The organism is Maribacter antarcticus DSM 21422 (assembly GCF_000621125.1).
GTDB lineage: Bacteria > Bacteroidota > Bacteroidia > Flavobacteriales > Flavobacteriaceae > Maribacter > Maribacter antarcticus.
In genome coordinates, this window is record NZ_JHZC01000006.1 from 340,013 (window position 1) to 353,268 (window position 13,256).

The 13,256-nt window shown below is 31.1% G+C and carries 15 protein-coding genes; all 15 read right to left on the bottom strand.

Annotated features, from left to right (window positions below; translation table 11 throughout):
• Nucleotides 1–103: 103 nt before the first annotated feature.
• Nucleotides 104–1,288, bottom strand: coding sequence for a serine hydrolase domain-containing protein (locus tag Q360_RS0106775; protein ID WP_027076411.1), 1,185 nt, complete (start codon nt 1,286–1,288; stop codon nt 104–106).
• A 29-nt stretch (nt 1,289–1,317) separates the two neighbouring features.
• Complete coding sequence (locus Q360_RS0106780) at nt 1,318–1,989, bottom strand: GIN domain-containing protein (protein ID WP_027076412.1); 672 nt, start codon at nt 1,987–1,989, stop codon at nt 1,318–1,320.
• A gap of 102 nt (nt 1,990–2,091) precedes the next feature.
• Entirely contained in the window at nt 2,092–3,201 is a 1,110-nt protein-coding gene (locus tag Q360_RS0106785; RefSeq protein WP_027076413.1) for a helix-turn-helix domain-containing protein, read from the bottom strand.
• 171 nt (nt 3,202–3,372) lie between these two features.
• On the bottom strand, nt 3,373–4,020 hold the full coding sequence (locus tag Q360_RS0106790) for an acyloxyacyl hydrolase (protein WP_027076414.1): 648 nt from the start codon (nt 4,018–4,020) through the stop codon (nt 3,373–3,375).
• Nucleotides 4,021–4,083: 63 nt separating this feature from the next.
• Nucleotides 4,084–4,650 (bottom strand): Crp/Fnr family transcriptional regulator, encoded by a 567-nt coding sequence (locus Q360_RS0106795; protein ID WP_027076415.1) that lies wholly within the window; start codon nt 4,648–4,650, stop codon nt 4,084–4,086.
• Between the two features lie 380 nt (nt 4,651–5,030).
• Nucleotides 5,031–5,456, bottom strand: a complete 426-nt coding sequence (locus tag Q360_RS0106800) for a hypothetical protein (protein ID WP_027076416.1) — start codon at nt 5,454–5,456, stop codon at nt 5,031–5,033.
• Nucleotides 5,457–5,477: 21 nt separating this feature from the next.
• The gene (locus Q360_RS0106805) at nt 5,478–5,861 is read right to left on the bottom strand and encodes a DoxX family protein (RefSeq protein WP_027076417.1); all 384 of its coding nucleotides are present in this window, start codon (nt 5,859–5,861) and stop codon (nt 5,478–5,480) included.
• Nucleotides 5,862–5,904: 43 nt separating this feature from the next.
• A complete protein-coding gene (locus tag Q360_RS0106810) occupies nt 5,905–6,339 on the bottom strand; it encodes a hypothetical protein (protein ID WP_027076418.1) in 435 nt (144 codons plus the stop codon).
• A 91-nt stretch (nt 6,340–6,430) separates the two neighbouring features.
• Entirely contained in the window at nt 6,431–6,901 is a 471-nt protein-coding gene (locus tag Q360_RS0106815; protein WP_036195357.1) for a Crp/Fnr family transcriptional regulator, read from the bottom strand.
• Between the two features lie 225 nt (nt 6,902–7,126).
• Entirely contained in the window at nt 7,127–8,398 is a 1,272-nt protein-coding gene (locus tag Q360_RS0106820; protein ID WP_027076420.1) for a metallophosphoesterase, read from the bottom strand.
• Between the two features lie 238 nt (nt 8,399–8,636).
• Nucleotides 8,637–9,956, bottom strand: a complete 1,320-nt coding sequence (locus tag Q360_RS0106825) for an agmatine deiminase family protein (protein WP_169734635.1) — start codon at nt 9,954–9,956, stop codon at nt 8,637–8,639.
• Nucleotides 9,957–10,154: 198 nt separating this feature from the next.
• Nucleotides 10,155–10,367: a helix-turn-helix transcriptional regulator gene (locus tag Q360_RS0106830; RefSeq protein ID WP_027076422.1), complete on the bottom strand. Its 213-nt coding sequence runs from the start codon at nt 10,365–10,367 to the stop codon at nt 10,155–10,157.
• Nucleotides 10,364–10,813 (bottom strand): hypothetical protein, encoded by a 450-nt coding sequence (locus tag Q360_RS0106835; protein WP_051554608.1) that lies wholly within the window; start codon nt 10,811–10,813, stop codon nt 10,364–10,366. The genes Q360_RS0106830 and Q360_RS0106835 overlap by 4 nt, the downstream gene beginning before the upstream one ends.
• A gap of 880 nt (nt 10,814–11,693) precedes the next feature.
• Nucleotides 11,694–12,539: a DUF4238 domain-containing protein gene (locus tag Q360_RS0106840; protein ID WP_027076424.1), complete on the bottom strand. Its 846-nt coding sequence runs from the start codon at nt 12,537–12,539 to the stop codon at nt 11,694–11,696.
• Nucleotides 12,540–12,690: 151 nt separating this feature from the next.
• Nucleotides 12,691–13,206, bottom strand: a complete 516-nt coding sequence (locus Q360_RS0106845) for a nuclear transport factor 2 family protein (protein ID WP_027076425.1) — start codon at nt 13,204–13,206, stop codon at nt 12,691–12,693.
• Nucleotides 13,207–13,256 lie beyond the last annotated feature (50 nt).

Sequence of the window (13,256 nt, forward strand, 5' to 3'; positions counted from 1 at the left end):
CAGCATAAATGTATTAAAAAAGCATAAGCCTTAATGACTTGCGTCTATGGCTATTTTTTATATACATTGTTGGCAGTAGTTAATATGCATCAAGTCAATCCAGTTAATTTGATAAAAACATCTCTAAACTTTCACTAATTTGCTCAAAAATTTCATCAAGATATTCTTCATTTACCAGATCTGTAGAGTCAAAATTACTTAATATAAAAGCTCCTTGATTTAGAGTTCCACTAAAAGAGAGTGTTGTTCCAAGACCAGGGTCACTTCCAGTATGCCCAAAAGTGTTTTCACCTAAAACATCCCAAAATATAGCGTAGGTTTCAGTAGTATTTGTAAATAGTAGATTGTAAAAAGCGCTATCAAAAAGTAAAGTAGTTTCGCCTCGTTGCCCCGCCATCATATTTAATAAGTATTTCATAAGATCTTCATTAGAAGTTTTCAAAGATCCATCTGGAAATGACTCTAAATTGTATAATGGAAATGGTGTGCTTTTATCAAAGTAAAGCGAGGCATAATTATCATTCGGCAAGTTATACTCGAATGAGGTATTGTTCATCCCTAGCGGTTTGAAAATATGCGTCTTAAGAAAATCTTGATAACTCATGCTAGAGGCTATTTCTATCAATAGAGCCATTAAAGAAGATCCTGTGTCGGAATAGCTTTCTATTTCTCCTAGCGTATTGTTTGTGAAATTATCCAAGCTATAATAGTCTCCTCCTTCATAAAAATATGCATCTATAAATTGAGCAAGAGTTTTTGGGTTTCGTTGTGTAATCCCATAATTTTGGAGTATTTGTGCTCCATCAGAAGCTGTGTTTTCCCCCATTAATATATAGTAAGATAGTGCATAGGTGCTAACTGGGTTTATTAACCCAGAAGTATGATTCACTAAGTGCCTAATACGGATCTCTGCCAAGGGATTTTTGGGGTTTATGAGAGGCTCTGTTAGAATATCATTTATTGGTGTTTCTAGATTGAAATAGCCCAATTCAATTGCCTTTACAACGGCAACACCAATAAAGGTCTTACTAATTGAGCCAATTGGTTGTAATGTTTGATTCGAGTATTCAATATTGTTTTCAATATCCTGAAAACCAAAACTATTTTGATAAACAGCGTTTCCATTATTAACAAGGCCAACTGTAAATCCGGGCAAATCAGATTGCTCAAAAATTTGTTGCAAACGTTGTGTTAAACTTTCTTCGCTTGTTACATTTATTGAATTGTCGTTGTCTTTCGAGCAACTAGATATTATTAGAATCAGTATAGAATATTTTATTGTTTTCATAGTATTTTTTTACTTATTTATGTTAGTAATTAATTTGCATTAATAATTTCACCACCATCCGAGGTCGTTGCATTTATTACGGGACTTCCTTTGTAGCGAAGTATTGAGTCATCACTTACACTACCGTTTAATTCACTATTACAGGTAATACTTAATTCAGAATCATCTTGAACATTAGCACCCAAAGATGTAGTAGCAAACAAAAAACCATCTATTCTACTATCGTCTCCAAGGTTTATATTTAGGGATTCAGAGGAACCTATTAACTCCAGCTGTGCTGAGTCGTTTATTTTTACATCAAGTTGATCAAGGACAAAATCTATTTTTCCTTGAGTATTATCATTCATTTGAAACTCCTGTAAAAAGGGCATCTGGATATTTAGTTCGAACGTTGTATTTTTATAAGAACCATTTCTAAGAGAAACAAATAAAGTATTGTTGTCAACATTAGTTATTATAACATCCTGAAGATTGGCATTTACATTTATTGCAACTTCTTGTGTGGAATCTTGCTGGATATTTATTGTCAAATCACCTTCAATATGAATTTTATTAAAAGCAGGTAATTCTCTCGATATTGTTACTATATTATTTGAACCAGTAATTGATCCTAGAATAGAATTGTCAGAACTACAACTCGTAAGGGTTTGATATAAAATGACAGTAATAAGAAAGAGTGATTTTGAAATTGATTTTTTCATTTTTTATGTTTTTTGATTTACTGCTGCAAAAGTATGAGCATCAAAAAAGATAAAAGGTGATTTTAGGATTGTACAAGTCCTGAAACAATAGAAATATACGAATTAGGACGTTTTTTGAAGCTTTCTGCAGGCTCCTGGAGATATTCCTGTATTGGTATTGAAAGTGCTATAGAATGCACTTTTAGATTTAAAACCAGCTTCCATACCAATGGCTTCAACAGAATATTTATTAAATACGGGATCATTCAATAGTTCTTTAGCAGCCTCAATTCGATATTCATTTACAAACTGAATTACACTTTTATTGATTTCCTGATTTATAACTTGAGACAAATATCCTTCACTAGTTCCTAACCGAGTTGCTAAATCTAATCTGTTTAAAAGAGGGTTTTTGTATAACTTCTCCTCATCCATTAATACATATAACTCGGTAATCATCTTAGAAATAGTGGCTTTGTTTATTTTCTTTTTTATCTGAGTTCTATTTGTCCTTATTGAGGTTAAGTATTGGTGTATTTCGTCTTTTTGAACGACTATCTGTAATTTGAATACTCCGTAATATAATATCCACCATGATAAAAAGGAAAGTACTATCCGTAGAAAATTTGTAGTATATTCTGAATCGAATAAATCATCTTCTAAATTAGACAAAAGCCAAATCGCAATGATGCATATAAGAAACAGGTTTAACCTTAACAACCAACGTCTTTTTGCTTTTGAAATATCATTAGAACGATTTATTAAATTTCTTCCCCAAAAGATTAAAACAACATTATATAAAAATGATAAGCCATCCTCAAGACTATAAAATAACTGAACAGCATACCCGTCCTCTTCAAAGGAAGAATTATAAAGGTTAAAATTAAAATCTAAATGAAGAAAAACCTCAATAATAAAAGTGCTAAAAAAAGGGAAGTAAAGCCATTTATACCAACTTCTTTTAAGGTGTTTATGCTGAATTTGAACTAGAAAATATGTAAATAAAGTAGCTGCAACCAGAAATTCCCACATGATACTTTGCAAGAGCTCAAAAATTCCCTCTTCAGGATCATACCATTCTAAAAGGGTCATGCTGGTAAGCAAGAATAATGAAAGGGATAGGTAGTTATTTGCACGATTCTTATAAAAAGAAGTAGTGATTAAAGATATACTTATAAAATATCCTATAACTCCACTGGCTACAATTACAAAATCTAATATTATTTTATTCAACTTTTTTCGAAATTAATTGTGTTCAGATTACTGCCAACGGTTAGGCTATGCTTAGTTGCGACAATTAAGCACTTAATTTTCTAAGTATAAACTGAACTTGGAAAAATCGAAGACTTTTCCAAAGTAGCAAAGACCTAAGTAATTAAGTATAGCGATTGTTAGCTGTTTTTCTTATAGATTAACTAGAAGTCCTATACTTATAAACAAATCGTTTATCCCTCCATTTCTATCAGTAAGACTCGCATTGCTAATATGTCTAATTCCGTATCTGAAATCTAAATAAGCATTTTTATATATTTTAATGTTTGAACCTACAAACAAATTATCAGAAAAAATAAATCCTTTTGACTGTCTTTGAGGAACTCCCGATATATAATGAGGTCCTACTGAAAGACACATGTAAAAACTTAAAAAATCATTGAATATATTTTTACGTATTAAAAGACCAAAGTTTACACCAAATTCATATCCTTTTATTTCTTTTGAATCTGTATTTAGAAACCTATATTTTGTTTGATTAAATTGTGGTTGAACAAGAAGATCTAGCCCCCAAGTTTTTTTACGTAAAAACCCGTAATAGTATTGTGCTTGAAAGTAGCTAACTTCATACTTGTATTTAAGATTTAAACCTACTCTTACATATTCTACTCCACCCTCCGTGTCAGTAATAGGAAATACACGCTTTTGAAATCCAAAACCCGTATTAAAACCTATTCGATGTTTTGAGTCGTTAAATAAATTAGATTCTTGGGCTAAAAGGTTATTTGTACTTAAAAATAATACTGTTACTATAATCAAATAAATTTTGTTTGTTTTCATATTGTTTCTGAATTATTTGAATACAAAGGTTAGGAAAAAAACAAATAAAACAGTGAACCCAAGTTAAGTAATACGTTTTCTTATTCTGCTCAATGCTTGTGGTGTAACTCCAATATATGATGCAATATATTTTAATGGAATTTGTTGTAATAATTTTGGACGGTCAATGAATAAGTTCAAATATCGTTCTTCTGCTGTTCTACTTAATAAGGAAATCTCTCTTTTTGATTTTATTAAAAACATATTTTCAGCCATTTTTCGACCAATAATATTTCCATTGTTTGTTCTTTCATAGACTTCTTCTAAGTCTTTTTTTGAAATTCGCCACAAAATGCTTTCTGTTAATGTTTCAATTTGGTATTCGGAAGGCATTTGTGATAAAAAGGAATCATAACCTGTAACAAATTCATTTTCAAATAAAAATCCAAAAGTTAAATCAGATTCTACTTTTGGAATATAAAGTCGGATTATTCCTTTGGAAATAAAAGATAAATAATTTTCAACCTTACCTGTTTTTAATAAAGTAGTATTTTTCTCCAGTTTTACTTCTTGTAATTTTGAAGAGAAAAGCTGCCAATCAGAATTGTTCATTGGAGAAATCTTGTCAATAAATTTTCTGATTTCGTGCATTTACGTATTTTTATTGCTTGTGGCTAACGGTTGGTATAAGAGTAGTAGCGGATTAAAACGCACTAACTTTCGGATTGCAATATACTTAATTAAACAAAAAAACGGTTTGAGTATACACCCAAACCACTATTGCTTTTATACATTGTTGTATTCCGTTTTTCATTTCCTTAGCCAATTGAAAAACCGTTTATTTATATAAGGAATATAGACCCATACCATTAAAGGAACTAGTATAAAACTCAAAATAAAGTTTTGTAAAAGACTCGGAAAATCTATCATTAATGGCATTAGGCTTTTAGAAAGCACTGTAAAAACAGGATAAATAAAGAGCCAAATAAGAAATGCAAACTTGTATTTTTTTGTTGTGTATTATTTTCCATTTACGAGCTAACTTGCGAATAATGATGTATCACATTCTTGTTAAATAGTAAATAGATTACCACTAATTGAATACAAAAGAACAAGCCAATTGCTCCAAAAATCATTTCTGGTGGATTAGATACTTGCGGGCTAAGGTATTCTGTCAAAAGTCCATTGGCATAGTCAAATGCACCAATACAGTTATAAGCAATTAATGCTCCCCAAAGCTTTAATCCTGTCTTCTTATAAGCTAAATATGCCATTAGTGGTGCTAATAATCCTAAAGTGGTATCTGTTGCCCAAGGACCGAGCCACTCGTTCGGGTCTGGACCTCCGAGCATCTCTAAACCCGGGAAATAAGTAACTACGGAAAAACGACTTGTTGTTAGTAATATTAGTATGGCTAACCATTTTACTTGTTTCGGTCGAATTGTTGTGTTTACCATTGTTTTTAAATTTTAGTGTTTTTAAATTGAAAGTCCTGATAAAGATGGTTTTCTAAGAAATGTTCCTGCATATAAAAACGATGACACCACAATACCAATTATTGGAATGTCACCCGCTACGACTTCGGCTACAATAATCCCACCACTAAAAGAAGCCAATAAGAAAAATCCGATATTCATTGTTTTTGGTATCCAATAAAGTGCTAATGCTCCTAATTCTATTAAGCCTATCAGTAGCATTTTATCACCCCAATTGGTGATTTTATTCATGTTTTCAAGCATTCCTTCGTTGCCGATTACTTTTAGAATACCAGCCATTAGTATCATTAATGAAGGAATAATAGAAAGTGTATAACCTGCTATTCTTCTTGTTTTGCTAATTTGTGTTTCGTGTAATGTGTTCATTTTGTCATTGATTTTGATTGATATAGTTAAGATGAATAGCTATTTATACTTTCTTTTTTTTGAAATAGGCATAAAAACTTAATATGATTGCTGTTGCTGATACATAGGTCATTAAACCTCCTGGTAAAAATTTGGCAAAACCACCTAAGTCAATGAATAGAAAATATGCCATATCGACTAAACCACCAACCATTGCCGTTACAAAAATTGCAGTAGTATTTTTACGCCAAATGAAGACTGCTCCGATAAGTGTTACTACTCCTGCCCAACCAATATTGAAACCCAATTGTTTAACGATTGCTCCTATAGCATCTGGGTAATTCATTTTAAGACTTGCTGGATCAATCGCATCTGCGATTCCTTGAACACCAGCTACTGTATCTGAACTTATAATAAATATGCCGGCTCCAATATGCACAATGGCCCAAATTACCCATAGTACAGAAGATGCTTTTAATAATAATTCTGTGTTTTTCATTTTTTGAATACTTTTTTAATGATTTAATGATGCAAAGGTGCTTTCATTTAAAAAGTTGTGCATTGATGTAGATCAAGAAATGAAATAGTAATTATTTTTCCAGAGAAATTTCTTTTCGAACTCTGCTTAAAGCTTCAGGAGTAATCCCTAAGTAAGAGGCTATCATTCTTTGAGGAACTCTTTGGGTAATGGCAGGGTAGGTTTCTAAAAATTTTTTATACCGTTCAATAGATGGGGAACTCATCAACCCGAGAATACGGTCTTGTAAAGCGGCCAACCTGTTCACTAATGACTTGACCTTAGCGTTGCGGATTTCTTCTTCTTTTTCTGAGATTAAAAGGACAGAATCTTCTAGTGCATCTATAAACAAATTGCAAGGAGTGCTCGTTTCACAGTTGTCTGCAATAATCCAATTTTCAGGAGCAAACATATAAATATGTTCCTTTCCTTTATCGTCTATAGAATAGCTTCGTAATAAACCTGATTTCACCTTATAAACTCTGGTGTTTATATCACCTTTATGTTGTAAAATTTGTCCTTTTTTTACCTTAATTTCTCTCAATTCGTTATTTTTTAAAATGGTATACAACGATCTTGTGTATGAAACGTAGCGTGGAAAAAGGCACTATCGTTTCAGATTATACACGAGCCGAATTTTTAAATTTTTCTTATTATCTTTCTTTTTTCAAATAGCCAAATTTAAAAATTTGGCGGACTCGCAAATATGCCTTAACCTCGATTAAACAACTACCTAGCTATGTGTTATATACGTTGTTGTAGCACGTTTTTATAGCTCTACCTTATTTCCCAAGCCGTTAACTCTATATTCAATACCATTTTCTATCAAAAGACCTTGTGTTTTTGCGCTGTTCTTTTTCTTTCCGTGCTTAACATCAATTTTAATTACTTTTCCGTTATAGTCGGTCGAAACTTCATCTACTACAGAATGACCTATTACTATTTTTTTTGCGTTATAAAAATCTAAAATCTTTTCTAATTCTGATTCTGTGGTTTTTTCTAAAGAGGCTCCATTTAGAAAAAATACTGTCTTGTACATTATATCGGTAGCTAAACTTCTGTCCCAATATGGACTGCTTTGAGATTGAACTATTAATTTTTCTTTTAAATTTTTAGTTTTCCCGTCAAATTTCTTACCATAATAGTCTTTTGCAATTTTATTAATTTGAACAATGTCTAAATCTTCATCAATGATTTTTTTATTCAAACCTCCGTGAACAAAAATGTAATTTCCTATTTTTTCAACTACGTTTTTTGTTCTTAACCACTTACCCAATTCAGATTTTTCAGAATAGATGAATTTTGATGCCTCATCCCAATGCTCTTTGTTACTGATTTGCTTTGCTACTTCTATGTAACGATGGGCAGAATAAGATATATCTCCATATAAATTCATTATTTCGTGATTGCCATTTATGAAATGAACTTTGCCATTGTTTTCTTTTGCTTTATTCTCTAATGAATATATTAACCACAAAACTTGAGTTACGTTTTCTCCTCTGTCGAAAAAATCTCCATTCAAAACCAAATGTCCATTTCCAAAAATCCAATTGTTATTTTTATCAATGACTTTATTATTAATGAGAAAACTATGTAGGGCATTGAAATTACCTTCGATATCTGATATTGCAATTAGCTTTGTCGGCAAATCATAATATTCGCTTTCTTGCTGGTAGAAACTTTTAAGAGTAATTTCAAATTTATCTTTCGTTTTGTTATTAACGTAAATTTCAATTGGTTTTGTTCTATCTGTTTTTTCATTTTCTAGTTTACTTTTTTCATTGACCCAAAACTTTGTATCGTTAAAAATATATGGACCATCAACTCCTTGTAGGTTTGTTTTATACGGTTCATCTATAAAAAAACCAAATTGTTGGTCGGAAAACAAAGCATCAAGACCTGACCATCCGAAGTTTTGAATTCCGGTCTCCGAGTTTAAATCTGTATGCCCAAGAATCAAGGTGGATAAAAACCAATATCCAAAAATACCTATAGCACTCCACTTTATAATTTTTAAGATTTTTTTTTTGTATTTTTTCATAGTTCAATAAATGGTCTTTCGATAGGTAATGTTGCTTGTCGTAAATGTGCTACAACGTCTAGGCTATGGTTAGTACGGAATTTCGAAGGACTTATCTTTCGATTAAGTACTTAGCCAAATTTTGTTTTTTTCTTTATTTCAATAGACACGCAAAATTGAAAATTTTGCAGACTTTGTTCAAGGCACTTCACTTTGGGTTAAGCACCAAAACCCGTATTAATTATAGCCGTTGTTGCCATTAGTTATTTTTCACGCTTGGTTCTTGTTGTGTCGAGCAATGTATTCCTCCACCATTATAATTTATAGTCATCACATCTAAAAGAATCAATTCTCTATTTGGAAAAACTTCTTTCATAATTTTCTTTGCTTTTTCTTCTTTTTCAAATGATGAACCTTGGTCGGTATAAGTAGACATTAAAACTAAATCATTAGTAACAAGATAATTTAGGTAACTTGATGCAGCCACCCAATTTATAGAATCTCCAACTTTCAATTGGTTTTTATTTGGTCCCCAATTTTTTCCTACCGTCCAATTTTTAAAGACTACACTTGAATTATTATCAGATTCAGTTACATTAGTTTTTAAATAGATTGGGTCTGGTAATGGAAATTTTATGATTTTAAATGGTTTTCCATCTTGGTCTTTAGCGTTTTCTAAAATTTTTAGATTTGCTGACATTCTTTCATAATTCCATTTGTTTATGGGATTCAAATCTTGCTCTGATTCATCTACCCAAGCTAATAGAATTGTAGAATCGTTTACAAAACGAACAAATTCGTCGGTGTGTCCTGATACTCCCCAACCATAGTAATTATCATATATTTTGTTCCACCAAAAACCGTCCTCTACTAGTCCGCTTTTGAGCCAAATTATATTCGAAACGCCGAGTACACGTTTTAATTCGGATTCGAGATACTCTCTAGATTTGCCTGGGTTTCTTTGAAAAGTTACAGACTCTGATTGTATTAAAGTTCCTTTTCCATTTACTTCTATAGATCCACCTTCCATATTTACATCAGTCTTTATGGATTTTAAATTCTCAACTGCTCCCATAATAGAATCAACCATTCCAGTTTTTACCAAGGCTTGTCTATAATAAATATCAACACTATCTTTATTTCCTTTATAATAGTTTTCTAACCATTCCTTGTTACCGTAAAGTGTCCAACCAAAATCTACTACCTTCTTTTCTCCTTTTTCGTTGATAACATAAGTTGCTCCGTGGTCTCGCATCCAATATCTATTATCTGGAATAATACTAAATTGAAATTTGGCTATATCTAAATTGAGTGAGGTCAATGTGTCTTTTAATCTTTCTAAAGAAGCTTGATTATTTGAAATAACCTTTATTGGTATTTTTGGATATAAGGCTTTAGTAATATCTAAAAATGTTTTTTGATATGGGGGATAATCAGACCAACCTAACCAGACTGCATCTTGTTTTTCATATTCTGCTGGCATATAAAATTTATCAGAAGGTAAATTTTTGTCTTCAGACTTTTCATTTTTGCAACTAATTAGAAGAAAAATTAATAGTGTTAAGGATATGTACTTCATTTTTTTCATAATTAATGGCAACGATTTGTGTAAGAATAGTAAGGGATTTCGAAGGACTGAACTTTCAATTTACCACTTAGCTAAATTTATAATTTTTTCTTTATTTCATAGACACGCAAAATTGTAGATTTTGCGGACTTTGTAAAATGCACTAAACTTAGGTTTAAGTACTAAAACCCTTATTGTTTTTACACTTTGTTATGCATTGGCTTTCTCATTTTCGTCTAACTCAAAGAAGTCATTAACTGGTTTTTTAAATAAGTTCGAAAGTCTTAATGAAAGAACTGTTGAAGGTACATATCTGTTTTTTTCAATTGAACTTATCGTTTGACGCGATACTCCAATTTTATTAGCAAGTTCTTCTTGTGTTAAGTCTAATATTGCTCTTTCAATCTTTAGTCGATTTTTCATTTGTTCATTCGCTTTAAGAATTCAAAATAAAAAACTTGAATGCTCAACAAAATCCATAAAATTTCCCAATCTCCAACACCTTCAAAATTTCCTTGCTGTTTTTCAGAAATTAAATTTGCTATATAGTTAAATATTGGATTTGTGAATAGAGTAATTATAACACCTGCAATAAATGCAAAAGTATAAGATTGCATTCTCAAAGATTTTATTAGTTCATCTTCTATTTTTTCTTTTGAAATAGAAATGAGTAATAATCCAATTAATATTCCATATTTGGATGTTAGTTTTAAGTCAATATTTTCAATGGATAATTTATTCACGATAAATGCTACTACCGATATTATAATTATTCCTATTCCAATTTTCTTAAATTTGTTGGATAACTGATACCTTTTCATCTTTTCAAGGCTTTTTCTCTCACGTTCCATAAATGATTTTACATTCATAATTTTAATTTTAGATTATTAATAAACAATAAGTATATTTTCCATAATGACAAATATACTTTACATTTTGGAGTAAAAAAATATTTACGTAACTTTTTTTATTTCAATCAATCTATTTTGGAAGATAATTTTGAATTCAGGGGTGACTTTTTTGCTTATGCATAACACCAAAGCTATTGGTAGTGCGGGAGCAGCGCAGTACTCATCTTCCTCACTTTACACTTAGCTAAAGCAGTTTTTTGTATTTATTTTTTGTTTTAAATGCCAAATCAAACTGTTTTGGCGTACCTCCTAAAAATACGCAAACCTTTTGATATTGACCAAGCCCCGCATTACGTATAGGTCTTGTTAGCGGTTTTATGTAACCCGAACCCAGCTCCAAAAGACGAGCCTATACTGCTATTCCCGTAGATTTTACCGCTTTTTACATCCTGCGACAATCCTAAGTAGACATAAAAAAAATTAAGAGGTATAGAAGGTTTATAAATACGGGCAAGCCACAAGTCCGTCTGGATAGTGATTGCGCAACAGTTGCGTTTTGGCGGCAAAAGGGAAGACACCGAAAGTTGCTCTATTTTTAAAGCTTAGGCCACTCTTAAAAGACAAACTAATGCAACGGGTAGCGTAGATTTTTTGTTGCTCTGATAAACGTTCTACTTGCGAAATGGGCAGGTCTTTTATAGGGTAAGCAGTAAAAAAGGGAAAGCCCCGAAGCTTATCTTACTTTTTACCACATATTACCGTTAACGTTTAGTATATGGTTTGTTGCGTTGTTTAAGCAACTAATTTAGTAAACAAATCACAGATAGAAAATTCCAGCGGAATTTTCGTAAGTAGGCAGAAACTAGCAATAAATTATATACTGTGTTAGCTGCTGTATTTAATCTATGAATTTATAAACACTAAAAAATGTTTTTATATATTTTTCTCTCCCATAACACATTGAATCAGCACTTTTAATCATTTTCGCATTTATTTCCCAAGCGAAATTGCAATTTTTATCTATTCTTTTTATTCCATTATAAAACACTTTCCCATCTATACTAATTCCGTTTTTATCAGTTGCATTTTTTAAAATACAGCAATGCTTATGGTCAAGAGGAATTAATATAACATTATCCTTGTTAAACTGTTCTTTGAATTTGTGATTAATCAACTCACCATCGGGATTAAGTATTAAAACAGGGTTGTCACTTGTAATAAATTCAGAACTGTCATTTATTTTGACAATTGTTATGGCCTTATATTCGTGTGTTTGAATAAAGTTGATGAGTGTATTTCCAATATGACTTGTTTTATAATCTTCTTTTATTAAATCGATTCTGTCTTGAAAATTTTCAGGAACTGATTTAAAGAAATAATTGAATTGTTTTGGTGTTCGACAATGAAGAGATAATAGACACATTAAAATTCTTAATCTATCGTCAAGAGATTCTAATTTAGAAATTTTTGGATTGATTAATAATTCATAATATTTAGGATAGTAGTTTTCTATTTCTCTAGAGTAAAATATTGACTCAATTACCATTGGTTCAGTTCCTCTATCAACTGTATAGAAATGCTCTTTTGTGGTTGCTTTTTTTAGTGATGTAGGTTTTCTTAATTCAATATTTGTTAAACCTTCTTTAGTTACTTTTTTAAATTTCCGAAATATATTGCTGCCATCCTCAGAGAAGTTCTTTAAATAGCATTTTGGGACTGTATGTTGGTCTTTTACTTGTTGCATTCAGATATTGCAGCTAACGGTTAGTATATGAAAAGTAGGCGATTACAAAGCACGAAACTTTCGTTTAAGCACAAAGTTTGATACGAACCAAAACCTTTGATTTTAGTACTAATTCGCCTATTTTTTATATACATTGTTGTAGGCCGTGTATTTATTTTGTGTTAGTTGAATCCTCGGCAACAGGAGTAATAGTTGCAAATTCATTAGAGTATGTTACTTTCCACGAATCATCAATCTTTTTAAAAACTAATGTTGCTGCAAATGGATCTATTTTGAACTGCTGCTTGTCTTTAAATGTTGCATGTCCTGTTCCAATATAAGTCATAATGACATTCTTTTTGTCAATATATGTAAATAGAATGTTGGTTTCATTGTACTTTTGATGGGCCACTGCACCAAAATATTCTTTATTTGATTTTATATAACCAGTATAATCAGCAACTACTCCATTGCTAATGGCAATAAATTCAGGACTGTTTAAGTAAGGTTCGGTTGCCTTTTCAAAATTTCCAGCTTCACTATTCTCAATAATTTGATTAATTACTACTTCAACCTCCGTTTTAATAGTTGCTTTATCTTGGTCACTTAACACTTCTATTTTTTTTGTATCACACGATGCAAGTAATAAAGTTGCTAGAGTCAGGATTGTCAGAGTTAATTTTTTCATTATTGTGAATTTTTATGGTTAATATAAATGGTTTTAAATGGCCTACAACG